General features: G+C 56.2%; 11 protein-coding genes and 1 pseudogene. 5 read left to right on the forward strand and 7 right to left on the reverse strand.

Annotated features, from left to right (window positions below):
* Both dmul_RS12605 and dmul_RS12610 read left to right on the forward strand, forming a co-directional pair.
* The gene (locus tag dmul_RS12605; RefSeq protein ID WP_020878410.1) at positions 1-2,499 is read left to right on the forward strand and encodes an ABC transporter permease; all 2,499 of its coding nucleotides are present in this window, start codon (positions 1-3) and stop codon (positions 2,497-2,499) included.
* Between the two features lie 129 nt (positions 2,500-2,628).
* A complete protein-coding gene (locus tag dmul_RS12610) occupies positions 2,629-3,342 on the forward strand; it encodes an arylesterase (RefSeq protein ID WP_020878411.1) in 714 nt (237 codons plus the stop codon).
* A gap of 69 nt (positions 3,343-3,411) precedes the next feature.
* Here dmul_RS12610 and dmul_RS12615 read toward each other — a convergent pair whose 3' ends face one another.
* Positions 3,412-4,323, reverse strand: a complete 912-nt coding sequence (locus tag dmul_RS12615) for an ADP-ribosylglycohydrolase family protein (RefSeq protein ID WP_020878412.1) — start codon at positions 4,321-4,323, stop codon at positions 3,412-3,414.
* Between the two features lie 60 nt (positions 4,324-4,383).
* Positions 4,384-4,857, reverse strand: a complete 474-nt coding sequence (locus tag dmul_RS12620; RefSeq protein WP_020878413.1) for a superoxide dismutase [Ni] — start codon at positions 4,855-4,857, stop codon at positions 4,384-4,386.
* A gap of 379 nt (positions 4,858-5,236) precedes the next feature.
* Here dmul_RS12620 and dmul_RS12625 point away from each other — a divergent pair, with 379 nt between their 5' ends.
* A complete protein-coding gene (locus dmul_RS12625) occupies positions 5,237-5,857 on the forward strand; it encodes a cell wall hydrolase (protein WP_020878414.1) in 621 nt (206 codons plus the stop codon).
* 182 nt (positions 5,858-6,039) lie between these two features.
* Here dmul_RS12625 and dmul_RS19765 read toward each other — a convergent pair.
* A pseudogene (locus tag dmul_RS19765) lies at positions 6,040-6,464 on the reverse strand (transposase); the annotation flags it as partial.
* A gap of 517 nt (positions 6,465-6,981) precedes the next feature.
* Complete coding sequence (locus dmul_RS12640) at positions 6,982-7,446, reverse strand: transposase (protein ID WP_020878418.1); 465 nt, start codon at positions 7,444-7,446, stop codon at positions 6,982-6,984.
* 357 nt (positions 7,447-7,803) lie between these two features.
* Here dmul_RS12640 and dmul_RS12645 point away from each other — a divergent pair, with 357 nt between their 5' ends.
* Together dmul_RS12645 and dmul_RS12650 are read left to right on the forward strand one after the other, a co-directional pair.
* Positions 7,804-8,514, forward strand: coding sequence for a response regulator transcription factor (locus dmul_RS12645; RefSeq protein WP_020878419.1), 711 nt, complete (start codon positions 7,804-7,806; stop codon positions 8,512-8,514).
* Positions 8,511-9,749 (forward strand): sensor histidine kinase, encoded by a 1,239-nt coding sequence (locus dmul_RS12650; RefSeq protein WP_020878420.1) that lies wholly within the window; start codon positions 8,511-8,513, stop codon positions 9,747-9,749. Before dmul_RS12645 ends, dmul_RS12650 begins: the two co-directional genes overlap by 4 nt.
* 169 nt (positions 9,750-9,918) lie before the next feature.
* On the opposite strand, the gene dmul_RS12655 is transcribed toward dmul_RS12650, so the two are convergent.
* Genes dmul_RS12655 through dmul_RS12665 form a run of 3 tightly spaced genes read right to left on the reverse strand, consistent with a single transcriptional unit; the run spans position 9,919 to position 15,588 of the window.
* On the reverse strand, positions 9,919-12,996 hold the full coding sequence (locus dmul_RS12655) for an efflux RND transporter permease subunit (RefSeq protein WP_020878421.1): 3,078 nt from the start codon (positions 12,994-12,996) through the stop codon (positions 9,919-9,921).
* The gene (locus tag dmul_RS12660; RefSeq protein WP_020878422.1) at positions 12,993-14,141 is read right to left on the reverse strand and encodes an efflux RND transporter periplasmic adaptor subunit; all 1,149 of its coding nucleotides are present in this window, start codon (positions 14,139-14,141) and stop codon (positions 12,993-12,995) included. The genes dmul_RS12655 and dmul_RS12660 overlap by 4 nt, the downstream gene beginning before the upstream one ends.
* On the reverse strand, positions 14,128-15,588 hold the full coding sequence (locus dmul_RS12665; RefSeq protein ID WP_234979200.1) for a TolC family protein: 1,461 nt from the start codon (positions 15,586-15,588) through the stop codon (positions 14,128-14,130). Before dmul_RS12665 ends, dmul_RS12660 begins: the two co-directional genes overlap by 14 nt.
* Positions 15,589-15,656: the final 68 nt, after the last annotated feature.

Consider the following 15,656-nt stretch of genomic DNA (forward strand, 5'->3'; position numbering starts at 1 on the left):
ATGTTCCACGCCAGGTTCCTGTTTCGGCAGTTCGTCGCCGGCGGCCGCCAGGCAGCGGTCTTCGTCCTGTGCGTCACCCTCTCCATCGTCGCGGTGGTGGCGGTGAACGGATTCCGGGAAAGCCTCAACCGGTCCCTGCTCCAGGATGCCCGGGCACTGCACGGGGCCGACATCATCGTGAGATCCCACTTTCCCCTCTCGGCCCCCCTTCTGGCGGCGATCCGGGATATCGAGGCCCAGGGGCGGGCGGAGAGCACCCCCGTCTACGAGTTCTATTCCGTTGTCCGGAGCGCCCGAGGGGATGCCTCGCTCCTGGCGGACCTGAAGATCGTCGGCCCGGCATACCCCTTTTACGGCGAGGTGACGCTGGCGTCGGGCCGGCCCTTCGACCGGGTCCTCGCCCCCGGGAGCGTCGTGGCGGAGCAGGCCCTGCTGGAGCGGCTCGGCCTGTCGGTGGGAGACACCCTTTACGTCGGGAGCGCCAGTCTCACCATCCGGGATGTCGTCCTGAAAGAGCCGGACCGGCCGGTGGGCTTCCTCTCCTTCGGACCCCGGCTCTTCATCAGCGAGCCGGACATTCCAGGGCTGGATCTCCTCAAAAAAGGGAGCCGCGTCCGCTACATCCGCCTCATCAAGATCGGGGAGAACGAAAACCTCGAGGCCCTGGCGTCGATGCTGGAGAAGGCGGCCGTGGAGGGCCAGGAGCAGGTGGAAACCTTCAGGACGGCCCGGTCGCGGATCAAGCGGTTTTTCGACAACTTCCTGTTCTTTCTCTCCCTCATCGCCGTCTTTACCCTCCTGCTCTCGGGCCTGGGCATCCGAAGCGCCCTCGGCGCCTACCTGAAAGACAAGGAGAAGACCATCGCCGTCATCAAGGCCATGGGGGGAACGCGACGCTTTGTCACCCTCAACTATCTGGCCCTCGTCGCCGTCTTCGGCCTTGTCGGCACCCTCATCGGCCTGGGCCTGGGGATTCTTCTCCAGCACGGCCTCTTTTTGATGCTGGGCGATCTCATGCCCAGGGGCAGCGGGGCGGTAGTTTCAGCGTCGACCCTCGCCCAGGGGATCCTCCTGGGCATCCTTACGGTGATCCTTTTCGCCTTCCTGCCCATCCACCGCCTCAGGGACGTCCGGCCCCACCTGATTTTCAGGAAGTCGAACGAACCCGCCCGAAAGGGCACGGACTTTTACGTCACCCTGTTGTTGATCCTGCTCTTCTTCACGGGGATGATTCTTTTCCAGCTCAAGGATGTCGAAACCGGCCTCAAGTTCCTGGGGGGCACCCTCGGCCTGATCCTTCTCTCCGCCCTGATCACCCAGGGCATGCTGCTGCTGTTGAAACGACTGGGGAGCCGCCCCCTGGCGCTCCGGCAGGCCGTGCGGGGGCTGTTCCGGACGGGCAACGCCACCCGATCGACCATCATCACCCTGAGCGCCTCCCTATCCCTGATCTTCACGATCTTCCTGGTGGAGCAGAACCTGGATGCCGCCTTCATCCGCTCATACCCCCGGAATACCCCCAACCTTTTTTTCATCGACATCCAGCCCGACCAGGTGGCTGAATTCTCCCAGGTCATCGGCCGGAATTCCGAGTTCTATCCGGTGATCCGATCGCGGCTGCTCTCCGTCAACGGCGAAAAGATCGACCGGGAGACAGAGCGGCTCAGGCGGGGGGACAACCTCACCCGACCCTTCAACCTGACCTACCGGGATCATCTGCTGCCGGACGAAATCCTCGTTGATGGAAAAGCGATGTTCCAGGAGGACATCCCGGGGCTCCAGGTGTCGGTACTGGACACGGTGGTGGAGATGCGGTCCATGACCGTGGGCGACGAACTGACCTTCCGGATACAGGGGATCCCCGTAACAGCGACAGTATCGAGCATCCGCAGCCGCACCCGGGAAACCATCGAGCCCTATTTCTATTTTGTTTTCCCCGGGGATTCGATCCTCAAGTCGGCGCCCCAGACCATCTTCACGGCAATCCGGATCGATGCGGCGGATATCCCGGCCGTCCAGAACAGGGTCGTCTCCCGGTTTCCCAATGTCAGCGCCATCGACGTCAGCCAGACCCTCGGCACCTTCGCGGGGCTCCTCCACCGCCTCTCCATGGTGATTCGAGCCTTCACCCTCCAGAGCATCGCGGCGGGGCTTTTGATCATCGTCAGCGCGATCTTCGCCACCCGCATCGCCCGCACCCAGGAGGCCGCCTATTTCCGGATCCTGGGGGCCAAAAGCCGGTTCATCATGGCGGTGTTCTCCCTGGAAAACGTGATCATCGGCGCCGGAAGCGCCGTCCAGGCCCTCGTGATATCCCAGACGGCGAGCCGGCTTATCGCCACCCGGATGCTGGACATCGACTACCGGCCCTATCCTGCAGAGAGCGGCCTGATGGTCCTTGGCACCATCCTGCTGGTGCTCGTGGTCGGGAGCATCGCAACACTGCCCATCCTCAAACAGAAGCCGGTGGTGTTCCTGCGGGAGCAGACGGAGGAGTGAGAGGGGCTAAAGGCTGAAGGCTGAAGACTGAAGACTGAAGGGGGCATAAAAGCCCCGTCCGTTAAAACGCACCCCTTCAGCCTTCAGTCTTCAGCCTTCAGCCTTGACTTCAAAATAAGGAAACGACAGATGAAACCTTCTCTTTTGGCGGCAGTCCTCCTCGCCGTCCTGACGGCAACCGTCTTCGGCGGCTGCGACAAGGCGCCCAAAGCCGGGACGCCGGAGGCGTCCGGCGCCCTCGAAGCGGCCGCTCCCGACCCGAACGAAACCGGACGCTCCGGCGTCATCGTCGCCGTTGGAAACAGCCTGACGGAAGGCTACGGCGTGGACGAGGAACAAGCCTACCCGGCCCTCCTCGAAAAGAAGCTTAAGGCTTCGGGCCATGACTTCAACGTGATCAACGCCGGCATCAGCGGCGAGACCAGCAGCGGGGCCCTGTCGCGGATTCAATGGATCATGACCCTGAACCCGGACATCGTCATCCTGGAGACCGGGGCCAACGACGGCCTCAGGGGCATCGATCCCGATCTCACCCGGAAGAACCTCTTCGAGATCGTCCGCCGCCTCGAGAATGAAGGGGTCGTGGTGGTGCTGGCCGGTATGCGGATGGTCCTGAACCTCGGCCTCGGCTTCACCGACGCCTTCCGGGAAATCTATCCCTCGGTGGCTGCCGAAGCCGACGTGATCCTGATCCCGTTTTTCCTCGAGGGCGTGGCGGGAGATCCCCGCCTCAACCAGGCGGACGGCATCCACCCCAACCCCGACGGCTACCGGATCGTCGCCGACACCGTCTACCCCTATGCCGTGGCGGCCATCGAACGCCTGAGGACCCGTCGGAACTGAAGGACCTGTCAAGGCATCGGGAGATCCCGACCGACCCCCCGCGTTTTTCATCCTCGGGGGGCCGGCATGTCAGCCGACGATCCTGTCCAGCAGAGACAGGATTTCCCGGATTTTTTTCATCCCGTCCGTCCACTCCCGGGGAATGGCGTCCATTCCCAGATGGGCGGCCAGGACCATGCCCGTCATGCTTCCCCGGGCCGCGCTGTCGCCGCCGCCCATGACCGCCTGGATCAGGGCTTCCCTGAGGTCGGTTTCGTATTTCGCGATGAGATGGATCACCCCTGGAAAGACCTGGGGGGTCTCGCAGGCCCGACCGAATTTCCCGATGGCCGCCACGCTCTCTTCATTTCCGGACTTGAGCCCCTCCTCAACCCACATGGCCACGGGGGTCATCTCAAAAGCCTCGGAAGCCGCCAGACGCTCCACGGCCGCCCTGGGCGATTCACCCTTCAAGACTGCCGCGGTCACCCGGGCAAAAAACTCGGCCGTGTCCAGGGTGTTGGGGTCGTCGTGGGTCATCCGGGCCTGGGCCCGGGCCACCTCCGCCAGGCGATCGGCGTCGTCGCCATACAAACCCACCAGAGGCGCCATCCTCGCAGCGCCGGCAAAATCACCGGTATGGGATCCGGCGTTCTCCGCAGTCTTGCCCTTGGCGTAATAGCCCAGGGTTTTTTTCGTGGCGCCGTCCACATAACCGTCGTAGTCTTCAAACAACTGCCGCCACCGCCGGGAAAAGTTCTCGAGGTCGAAGGCTTTTCGCTCGGCGACGGAGGTCAGCAGCACCAGCATCTGGTCTCCATAATGGGTGAACTCCCCCTTGTCCCGCCTGGGGTGATAGGAATCCGACCCGGGCTTCTCGAGCGTCGTCACCCGCCCGAAACGGTTGACGATCTCCTCGACATCGTAGATCCAGTGGGCGCCAAGGGCCAGGGAATCCGCCGCGAATGACGCCAGAACCGCTGCTTTCTTGTTGTCGCTCATGCTGTCCTCCCATGTTTGCATCGTCTTGTGATGCCGTTGTCGAAAAATCGCCCGATGCCGCTACTCCTTTTCATGGGTGTGCCCGAGATAGAGGTCCGAAAAGGTCTTGATGGCCCCCCGGAGCTTGGCCACATTCTCCAGATCCATGGTCTGCTTGCATTTCATGGCGTAGACGAGGATCTGGTGCAGGGCCGCCAGCTTCTTGTCGTAATCCTTGGCGTCCAGGGCGATGCGCTGGGTCATGAAATACTGGGCGGTCGTGTGCTGAATCTTGTCGGCGTGGAGCTCCTTGTTGTTGATCCACCGGACCAGCTGATTATAGTTCACCGGCGTCTTTCCGGAGAGTTCGGTCGCCTGCTGCATCGATTTCTCGATGGTCGTCGCATCCTCCAGCATCATCTGAATCCGCGCCCCGTCGTCGTAGATGCCGCAGGGAATCTCACAGTGGGCCCACGCCCCGTGAGGCATCACAACCCCCGCCGTCCAGAGGATAACCGTAAGGATGAAAGACACTGCCGTAAATTTCCTGTTCATGACACACTCCTTTCGCTCATGGGTTGAAAAACGGTTTCTGAAGCCTCTCCCACCGGCAGGACGGCTTTGTCCAAGCCCATCCATCGCCCGGCGGGAGATCCGAGATAAACTAATATATTGCCGAAAACGGAAATGGGAACGGTTGAATTTGAATTCGGCCGTTTCTATCTTTCTCTGCAGGGGCATGCCGAAGGCTTCAGGGATGTATCCACGGCTATGGGAACTTTCATGCCCCTCGAGGCTTTACTTTCCAGATACCGTTGTGAAGTTAACCCGACTTTCGACTTTCACGGGCCGCTGCCGGGAGGATACGGCCCGGCACCTTTTTCCGGTCACCATCATGAAAGTCGAAAAGTTGATCCATTCAGGAGGTTTGACCATGCGCTACATATGGATTGCGGCCTGTCTTGCAATCATCCTTCTCGCAACAGGACTGATATCGGCCGATCAGGAACAGAAAGCGGAAACCGCTGAGAGCAAGGCGGCGGTGCTGGAGCAGAAGGCATCGGCCGAGGGCGGCAAAGCATCGCCCATGCCATCCGAAGTTATCACGAAGCCTGAAGCGCAGGCGGTCGATCCGGCCGGACAGGAGCGCTTGGACGATGCCGTCACCTGCCTTTCCCGGACCATCTACTGGGAGACCAGGGGTGAAGGGGTTGCCGGCATGGAAGCCATCGCCAACGTCGTTATGAACCGGCTTGGCCATGAAGGCTTCCCAAACACGATTTGCGGGGTTGTGACGCAAGGCCGCGAAGAGGGTGCCTGCCAGTTCTCGTGGTGGTGCGACGGCCGTCCGGATGACGCCGAAGAGGAAAAATCCTACGAGATCGCCAAGGAAATCGCTCGAAAAGCCCTCAACCGGCAGCTGAAGGACCGAACCGGCGAGGCATTGTATTTCCACCACCGGAGAGTCAACCCCGACTGGTCCGCTGAATACCTGAAAACGACAGAGGTGGGCGAGCACATCTTCTACAAGCCCCACGGTGGAGAGGCGATGTAGGGGCGGGCCTACGTGTCCGCCCTGACAACAATGATGGGCAGACACACAGGTCTGCCCCTACTACCGTATCACGGCCTGGGATCAGGCATCAAACGGGCGCTCGAGAAATGGCCTTCCATCGATTTTACCGACGACCATGACGGCTGCCTGTTGGTTCCATGCATCAAACCGGTGCGGAACCGTCAGGCCAACTGTTTCCGTGCAATGGTGAGCAGGTTGGCCGAAACGATCGACGCCCAGACATAGCTTTTGAACGAGCGCCGGCCCTTCCAGGTGCAGCGGTCCACTCCGAAACTGCGCTTGAGCCGGGATATTCCGGATTCGATGCCCGCCCTGAATCGACGCAGACGCTTTAGACATACTCGCTCCGGCACATCTCGAGCATTTCCAGGCCGCGCTTTTTGGCAAAGCATACGTCTTTAATCTCCTTTCCTTTTGCAGCCTTCAGATTCTCCCTGGAAGCCAATCCACCGTCCAGCGCCGCTTTGAGCGGGTAGCGCCCATAGATCTGCTGTTGCCGATCGAGCATCATCTCTGTCAGGGTGACATCCGCGGGGTTGCCTTCAACGATCCGGCAATCGAGGATCAGATTCGACCGGCCGCCGGTAAATATGAAAGGCCGGTTCCTGATAGGTGAAACCGAACAGCCGCAATACCACCGCCGTTCCGAGGACCTATTCGGCGCTCATGCCTTTTGCCCCGGCGCGACTCGCGCCGGAACATCCTTTGCAAAGATCTTGCAGCACAAACCGGCATATGATAGGTTTGCCGTCAATGATGCCGGAGACGGCTTCCAACTCTTTGGCTTGGACATGACTGGCGATTTCGGGCATCAGAGGCATTTGCCGGTTCCATTTTTCGCGCATTTTGTGTTGGCCCTTTTCTTAGCTTTGGCAGTATTAACGGTTGGTTGGCGCCTTCGTTCATACTACGCTCAGCCTCGAAAAACCAGCACAACCCCTAAGGTCTGATCTGACCGGGCAGCAAAAGATAACCATGAAAAGCCGAGCTTGGTTCCCGGTCAGAAACCTGCGTTCGACAGTCGTAGATTCACAAAAATATCAATATGGCATAACTTCAGCGGGTTATGGTAAAACGCAAAATACGTGTGGTGCCTACAGATTTTAGGGGTGCAGCTCTATTTTCTGGATGCTCTCATGAGGCTTCAATTTCAATCCCAGCGTACTCTTCAATGTTCGGAATGCCCGCTCGACCTCCAGCAGCTGCTTGTATCCGAAGGCGACATCCTCGGCCGACAGGCTTTCATCGCTGGTGCTCAGCAGGTACTTGCCGTCGAGCTTCCGGTCTTCTCTGACCATGGCCTTGTCGATGCGAAGCTTTTCGGACTTCAGCTCTTTGAGATAACGCCCCATGAATCGATGGGACAGCAGGCGCTGCCTGGCTTTTTCCCGATAGCGTTCGGGAAGCTCTTCAAAGGCGGCGAGCTCGGCCTGGATGCGTTCCAGATATCTTTCGCGGGTGTGGAGATCATGCCTGGCCTGTTCCGGGTTGTAGGCGATGATGAAACGCCTCCGAGCAGTTCCTTCGCCGGCATGCACCGCCTTGATGTGAAGGTTTGCGCTGACCACCTTGAAACGGCCTCCCCTCCCGGGTGACGGCCAGACCGATGGTGACATAGGGGAGATCGTCCCGTTTGTGCTTGAATTTCCCGAAGGCGAGGAGTTCCGAGTCGCCGGGATCCTCCATCTCGAAACAGGTATTGGTGGTATCGAAGAAGATCAGGTCGACGCACAGGTGATGTAAAAGAGCGGTCTTCGAGGGCCTTCGCAAGGCATGAGCCGATGTTCAGGCGATCCCAGATCCCCTTGAGCAGGTGCGCGCCGCCTGCCGGCTTGCTGCTGATTAGAGAAACCCTTATATTTTAACCGTATACGCCTGAAACAGATGTCTCACTTGTACCGGTTCTGAGAAAAAATGATAAAAACATGAATAAAAAGCATGGCTATCCTTTTTTCCAATCAATTAGGATTCTGGTTATAGAAGATAACCAGGATCTTGCCGCCAATATCGGCGATTTTTTAGAAGACAGCGGGCATGTGGTTGATTATGCAATGGACGGGATATTCGGACTTCACTTGGCCGTCACCCAGCCGGTGGACGTGATTGTTCTGGATATCATGCTGCCGGGCATTGACGGATATTCCCTTTGCCGGCGGTTTCGTGAAGAATCGGAAAAACCGACACCCATATTGATGCTCACGGCTAGAGATACGCTTTATGACAAGCTCCAAGGGTTTGACGCCGGCGCCGATGATTACCTGTTAAAGCCCTTTGCACTTGAAGAACTTGAAGCTCGCTTAATGGCCCTTGTCCGCCGATCCCCCCAGTATGATGCATCCAAAATCCTTGAATCCGGCCCTGTCCGTGTTGATATCGGACAGCGGCAGGTAACCATAAACGGAACCCCGGTCCGGCTGAACCGGACATGTTTCAAGATCCTTGTAAAACTGATGCAGTCCGCCCCTGAGGTGGTGTCGCGGGTAGACCTGGAACACCATTTGTGGGGCGACTGGAAGCCGGTCAGCGATTCCCTGCGAACGCATATTTACGCACTTCGAAAAGCATTGGATGAACCGGGCAGGCCGTCACTTATTGAAACTGTCGTGGGCATCGGTTTCAGGATAAAAGGCCAATGACAAGAAGGTCCAAAACCCTCCGATCCAGAATTGTCTTCTATGTCTGCGGTTACCTGGCCGTATTGCTGATCGTCTATTCAGCGGGCATATCCGGAATGCTGAAAATTTCTGAAGACCTGGCGTTCAACCGGCAGCTTTCGGAAATCGCCGACAGAGTCGCACGGCATGTTGAAGAACATGGCGAAATTCCCGCCCATCTCCCGTTTCACATTTCAGCATACATCGACATATCCACCGTCCCACAGACCCTGAAGGCATTTGTGACCCACCGCAGCCCCGGTGTTTTCGAGGTCGCGGATGATACAGATTATCATGCGGCCATTATTCCGATCCTTTCAACCGGCCAAAAACTCTTTGTCTTCTATGATGTGTCATCCATTGAAACAAACGATTGGTTTGAGTACTATATACTTATAGCATTAATCGGAATCGGAGCCGGTATTTTTATTTTAGGCTGGCTTCTGACCCGGTCCCTGTCAAATCGTATTCTCAATCCCCTTTCCGAGTTGGCGGAAGCGGTTCAGTCCATCTCTCCGGATGAACCGGCCAGCGAGCTGAGCGCCTTCAACTCGCCGGATGAGATCGGTATGCTGTCGGAAAAAATCAACCAGCTGTTAAAACGGATTTCAGATTTTACCCGCCGTGAACGGGAGTTTACCTCTCATGCCAGTCACGAACTTCGCACGCCGGTCAGCGTCATCAAAACCGCGGTTGAGATTCTGCGCCGAAGAACAAAGGAATCGGACTCCGGGATTGTGCAGCCCCTGGCACGTATTGAACGGTCCGTCACAGATATTGAAATGCTCATCAACACATTCTTGATGCTGGCCAGGCAGGGGCACGGCACGGACAGTGATGAGGCCAGCGACCTGAAACAGGTTGCGGAACATGTTGTGGAAACCTACCGTTACCTGCTGGAATCAAAACCCGTGGAAGTGAATATTCTGGCACCGGATGCTTTTTCCATCAAGGCCCCGGAGTCGCTTGTAACCATTTCCCTGGGAAACCTCGTGCGCAATGCCTTTGCTTACACCATGGAAGGCAGCGTCGAAATTATCGTCTCGCCCGACCGGATCAGCGTCTCAGACAGCGGCCCGGGAATGGATGATACCGGCAGAAAATCCGGAATCGGGCTTACCATTGTCGAACGCCTGTGTGAACGCATGAACTGGCAGTTCACCATTTCCGGCACCCCGGGAAAAGGGACCCGGGTGGACCTGATATTTTCTTCCTGAATGTATTCTGATGCATCAACATCCTACGCAACAACAAACAACCAGTTTAATCCGTTATAATTATTGGGAAACTCTGTAATTATCAGTAATGAACCAGAAACTGATATCAATATGAATGCACTGGAAAGTTACATTGAAAAATAAGGCTTGCCGGAAAAATCAGCCTGTATTAGTTTTTCAAAAAGACTTGTAGCAGTCCCGGCAGCAGCACCAGCGTAATCATTGTCCCGAACACAAGCCCGAAACTGATGGAAACGGCTGCCGGAATCAGGAACTGGGCCTGTTCCGACGTCTCCAGCAGCAGGGGCACCAGGCCGAAAAACGTGGTCAGCGACGTCAGCAGAATCGGACGGAACCGGTTGCATGCGGCATCCACAATCGCCTGATGCAGGGGCATGCCGTTTTTTTGATATTGGTTACAGGTGGTCACCAGAACCAGGGAATCATTCACCACTACCCCGGCCATGGCAAGAATCCCAATCACGGATACAATGGAAAGATCACAGCCCATCAGGATATGCCCCCAGACCGCACCGATCAGGCCGAACGGAATCGTCGCCAATATAAGCACCGGTTGCAGATAGGAATTATAATGAAACACCAGCAGCAGATACATCACTCCTAAAACAATCAAAAATCCATACCCTAAAGAAGCCAGCGCTTCATCATTTTCCTCTTCCTCGCCGCCAAAATGAACCGACACGCCGGAAAAATCAGCCAGCACCAGCGGCACAATGGCGTCTTCCAGAGCGTCTTCCACGTCATCGTCATCAATGCCGAACGCAATGTCTGCGGTGACCGGATAAATCCGCTTTCCGTCACGCCGGGCCAGGCTGGTAAACGATCGGGTCTGGGTGATATCTGCCACTTCTGTAAGCGGAATCAGTGCGCCTGCCGGGCTTTTCAACTGCACATCCGCCAGCGCGCTTTCCCGGCTGCGTCCTTCCTCACTCAAACGGACCATCACCTTAATTTCATTCCCGTCCCGCACAAACCGGAATGCTTCAGCCCCATGATACCGGTGCCGGACCTGTTTTGCCACTTCCTCGGCGGTCAGGCCCATGTGCAGGCCGCTGTCTTTTAATTGAATCGTCAGTTCCGGTTTTCCGGTACGAACACCGTCATCCACGGATGTCAGTCCGGCCAGCAGGCGCATCCGCTCACCTAGGGAGAGCGCGGCGGCTTGCGCAACATCCGGGTCCGGATGGAACACCTCCAGCATAATCGGCTCGCCGCCGGCAACGGTGGTCTCTCCTGTAAAATTCAGCGCTTCCAGTTCTCCGGGCGATCCAAACGTTTTCTGCCATGCCGCGGCAAATTCCCGTCCCGAAAGCGTGCGTTCCGCTTCCGGCGGAAGGGCCATGAGCACCGAGATATAATGGGACCCGGCCAGGGTCTCCACTTCAACCTCTCCTTCCTCCAGCCGCGTCCCGATCAGAGAAAAAATACCCGGCGAGGACATGTTGTGTTCCCCAAGCACCGTGTTGGCCGAATCGACCAGTTTTTGGGCAACGGCAATGGACTTTTGCCTGGGAGCCCCGTACGGAAGTGCCGCCTGGGCAATCACCGTGTCTGAATCGATAGTGGGCGTGAACGCAAAGTTCAGCAGGCCGCCTGTCATTGCGCCCACAGTGATAAACAGAAAAGAAACCGCCGTAACAAGCAAAGTCAATGGCCGCCGTAACCCTGCCTGAATAAACGGCCGAAAGCGGTGGTGAATAAACGACGTCAATGTTTCATTCACCTTCTGCTGGGGCCGGGCCAGCACTTTCAGCCACGGGCGATCCGGGTGTTCTGCCGCAATATGGGCGCCCAGAATAAAAAGAGATTCAAAGAGGGAAACCAGAAGCACGGCAATCACCACTGCCGGAATTTGCCAGAAAACCCCCCCCATTTCGCCGGGCACAAAAAACATGGGTGTAAATGCAATGATCGTTGTCGTGGTGGCCAGCAGCACCGGCCCGCCCATCTCTTTTAATCCCTGAACCGCAGCGGCCAGGGGCCCCAGTCCTTTGGTCCGTTGCACATAAATGGCTTCACCGATCATAATCGCGTCATCCACAACCACGCCGATGGTCACGATAAGTGCAAAAAATGAAATCATGTTCAGTGATCCGCCGAACAGCGGCAGGAACAGCAGGCCGCCAAGCAGCGACGTGGGAATTCCGACCATGACCCAGAACGCCAGATGCGGCGTGAGAAACAGGCCCAGAGTTATCAGAACCAATACCAGTCCGATAACGGCATTTTCCACGAGCAATGCCATTCGGCTGCGATAGGCGGCTGCCTGATTTTCAAAGATGACTATTTCAACGCCTGAAAACTTCTTTTCTGCAACAGAATCCAGATACCCCCGGACCGCGGCTTCAACCGATATGGGGGTTTCACTGCCCACTGCAAACACATCGATCAGGATGGCAGGCAGGCCGTTAAACCAGCATTCAATGGGGGATTTCCCAAAACCGTCGTTTAAGACCGCGATATCGGACAGGCGCAGCGGAATACCGGCCGGCGTCTCCGCCACCACCACATCGCGAAACGCATCCGCCCATTCCCGGCGCCCGGATGTTCGCAACACGATATCCGATTCTTCTGTATAAAGCGTACCGCCGGGTAAGTCCGGTGTACTCTGCCGTATTTTATCGGCAAGTTCCTCCAATGTGAATCCGTATTGACGCAGTATTTTCTCCGGGATTTCAATTGAAACTTCCTGGTCGCGGGGAAAGGCCAGTTCCACTTTCCGGAGCCCCACACTGGTGCGCAAATCATCGCGCAGAATTTCCGCGGTTTTGCGGAGCCATATGAGGGGCTGATCGCCATAAACGACAATGGAAAGCGCTTTTTCAACTCGAGACGGGATGGTAATAACCGGTTTTTCGGCATCTTGGGGAAACGTTTCAATCCGGTCCACGGCACTCTTGATATCATTAAGCGTCTGCTGCGGATCGGCGTTATCCAGAAGGGTCATGGTCACCTGACCGGTGTTCTCGCTTGCTTCTGAATCAACACGCTTGATTCCATCCAGTCCGCGCACGGCATTTTCAACCACCGTCAGGATTGATTTGTTAATTTCTTCCGGAGATGCCCCCGGCAGGTCAATCGCCAGCTCCACTTTCCGTTCTTCCAGGGCCGGATACAATTCCTGCCGGATCGTCATGGCGCCAAACAGCCCCCCGAAAATCAGCACCCCCATCATGGCATTGGCAAAAGCCGTCCGTTTTAACATAAACTCAAGAAAAGATGTCATCTGGCCGGTTCTCCATTTTTTTGCGTATTGGAGTTATTTTCAGGCTGCTGTTGCAAAGCAGTCAGCTTCATGCCGGCCAGCGGGCTGGCGATATGGGAAAGCACAACCTGATCGTCTTTAAAAAGGCCTTCCCCAACGACCACATTTTCCATGTCCTGGCCCAAAACCGTTACCGCCCGGATTTCCAGCGTGCGATTCTCACTTGACACCCAAACCGTATTGCCGGATCTCAGCGCTTTTTTAGGAATCACAGTCACGTCACCAAAACAAGGACCGGGCAGCATCAGCTCGACATAGTCCCCCAAGACAACCTGGCTGCCCGAAAATTCAATCAGCACCTGTTTATGGCGTGTTTTTCGATCAATCTCCGGCAATACCGACCGGATAACCCCTTCATGGCGGTTTGACCCGATATTTACGGATACCGTGCTTGCTCCGGAATCAATGGCATATTCCGGAGAAAAAAATGCCGTGATATGGTAGCAGTCGGTGCAGGCAATTTGCAGTCCCGCGTCTCCGATTTCAAAAAACCGCCCCAAAGCAAGGTTCTCGTTGAGAATCACACCATCGCACGGCGCGGTTATTTGTGTCCGCTCAACATCCAGCGCCGCCCGGACCTCTTTTGCAGCAGCAATTTGCAGGGCGGCTTCCCTTTCTCTGAGCTGGGGTATGCGCAATGCCAGGGATTTATTTTTGCTGCCCTGCCATTTTGAATTTTCCAGAAACTCCCATTCCTTTTCCGCAATGATCTGGCGCCCTTTTTCAATCTCCAAAGCCTGCTGCGCCTGGCTTTTTTCGGCAATGGCCTCTGCCAGTGTGTTTTGATAGGTGCGATCATCTATCTTAAACAACAATTCATTTTCCGTCACCCCGGCACCGGCAAAAACACTATCCGGCACCTGAACAACTTTTCCCTGTACCTCTGCACAGATATCAAGAGTTTCCCTTGGTGCAACAAATCCCCATGCCGGCACTTGGATTTGATAATCCGTTTTTTTTACAAAAAGCGTTTCCACGCTCAGCGGCATTGAGGTAACAACCTGAAATTCCGCTTCGTCTCCAAGGGCAACCAGCAATAGGGTGACGGCACATCCTGCCAGTGCGATCAAAGCGGGAAGGAGTTTTTTCTTTTTAAAACGTTTCACGATCACGACTCCATTTGGCGCCAAGGGCCCTGAGAAGACGGCACCTGTTCGTAAGAATATCCCGTTTCAATGTAATTTCATCCTGCTGCAATGTCTGCAGCTTGGCTAACGCTGCCAGCACAGGCAAAAACGTTTCCTGGCCGTTGACATACCGCAGCCTGGCTTTGCCCACGGTTTGCTCTGCAATTTCAATTTCTTTTTTCAGCAGGATACGTTGATCAAACAATGCCTTTTCCCGGATAAGTGCGTCTTCCACCTCCCGGACGGCCGTCAACATCGCCTGCTCAAGAATGGCTAATGATTCACGGACTTCTGCCTTGCGCTGATCCGCCTTTGACTTCAGGCGCCCCGCATCAAAGACAGGTGCCAACAATCCACTGGCAAAGCGCAGCGCTGTCTGACCGCCGATTTCAGACACGCGGCTGCCGCTTTCCGTATATGCCAATTCTATGGATATCCTCGGCAACCGGTCGGCAATGGCGGCCGCCAGTTCATGATCCGCGGCCTGAAGCGCCAGCAAAGCCGCCCGCAGATCCGGCCGTTCTGCCATGAGCTGACGGGGGGAAGAGACTGTGGTCAGGGGTTTTAAAACAGGCCAATCATCCGCCGGACGGACGCCCTCACCCGGGAAACTCCCCATCAGCACCGCATAAGCATTGGCTGCGCTTTGTTTTTCCGAAACCACACCGGGCATTTCCCGGTCCACGCTGGCCATGCGGCCCTTCTGCTGCAACACATCCAGAGAATTGCCGTCGCCCTGGGCCAGTCGCAGTTCGGTTAATTCCAGTATCTGCATGTTAGTTGTTTGCTGGGCCGTTAAAACATCTTCCAGCCTGCGCGAAGCATGCCAGGTGATCCAGGTCTCCACCAGCAGGAATTGCATTTCCAGGGCCACCTGGTCCGCCAGCACCTGTTTTTCTTCGAGCATTAACGATGCCGCTTCTTTCCTGGCACGCAGGCGGCCCCAGATATCCGGCTCCCAGTACAATGCCGCGCCAAAGGAAATGGTACTGTCCGTTTCGGTTGAATCGGGGTCATCATCTGCTTCCTCCCGCGAACGTTCAAAACCGGCATTTGCATCCACAGACGGCATGAGCGCTGATTTTGAAATGCCATAGGCGGCGGCAGCCTGTTCCACGCGGGCACGGGCAGCTTCCAGCTCAAAATTTGCTTCAAGAAGCGCCCGAACATCGGATTTCAGGCTCGCGGACGGAAAACTCTGCTCCCAGGTCAGGCTGATTTCCCATTCCGACATATCACTGGCAAAGAATTGCGCGGGCAGTTTTGCGGGAATGTCTTTGCGGTCCTCGACCGGGACAACCGTGCATGCAGAAAGCAGAATCAGGCATCCCAAAAGCAGAATTTGATTTAATCTTATGCAATTAGAACCTTTTGCCATAACGATGGTGTCTTTATATTTTTTTATCTGATTATCTACTTCATTCAAGTGGTTGTATTTTTTCTCTTTAGCAAAATCGGGATCGGGTTCGATTGCGATTTCGATACCGATAGCGA

This window comes from Desulfococcus multivorans (assembly GCF_001854245.1).
Taxonomy (GTDB): domain Bacteria; phylum Desulfobacterota; class Desulfobacteria; order Desulfobacterales; family Desulfococcaceae; genus Desulfococcus; species Desulfococcus multivorans.

Coding starts and splice junctions, on each gene's coding strand:
- dmul_RS12650 (WP_020878420.1), top strand. CDS start 8,511: ATGACAAGAAGGTCCAAAACCCTCCGATCCAGAATTGTCTTCTATGTC.
- dmul_RS12615 (WP_020878412.1), bottom strand. CDS start 4,323: ATGAGCGACAACAAGAAAGCAGCGGTTCTGGCGTCATTCGCGGCGGAT.
- dmul_RS12620 (WP_020878413.1), bottom strand. CDS start 4,857: ATGAACAGGAAATTTACGGCAGTGTCTTTCATCCTTACGGTTATCCTC.
- dmul_RS12645 (WP_020878419.1), top strand. CDS start 7,804: ATGAATAAAAAGCATGGCTATCCTTTTTTCCAATCAATTAGGATTCTG.
- dmul_RS12610 (WP_020878411.1), top strand. CDS start 2,629: ATGAAACCTTCTCTTTTGGCGGCAGTCCTCCTCGCCGTCCTGACGGCA.
- dmul_RS12605 (WP_020878410.1), top strand. CDS start 1: ATGTTCCACGCCAGGTTCCTGTTTCGGCAGTTCGTCGCCGGCGGCCGC.
- dmul_RS12625 (WP_020878414.1), top strand. CDS start 5,237: ATGCGCTACATATGGATTGCGGCCTGTCTTGCAATCATCCTTCTCGCA.
- dmul_RS12655 (WP_020878421.1), bottom strand. CDS start 12,996: ATGACATCTTTTCTTGAGTTTATGTTAAAACGGACGGCTTTTGCCAAT.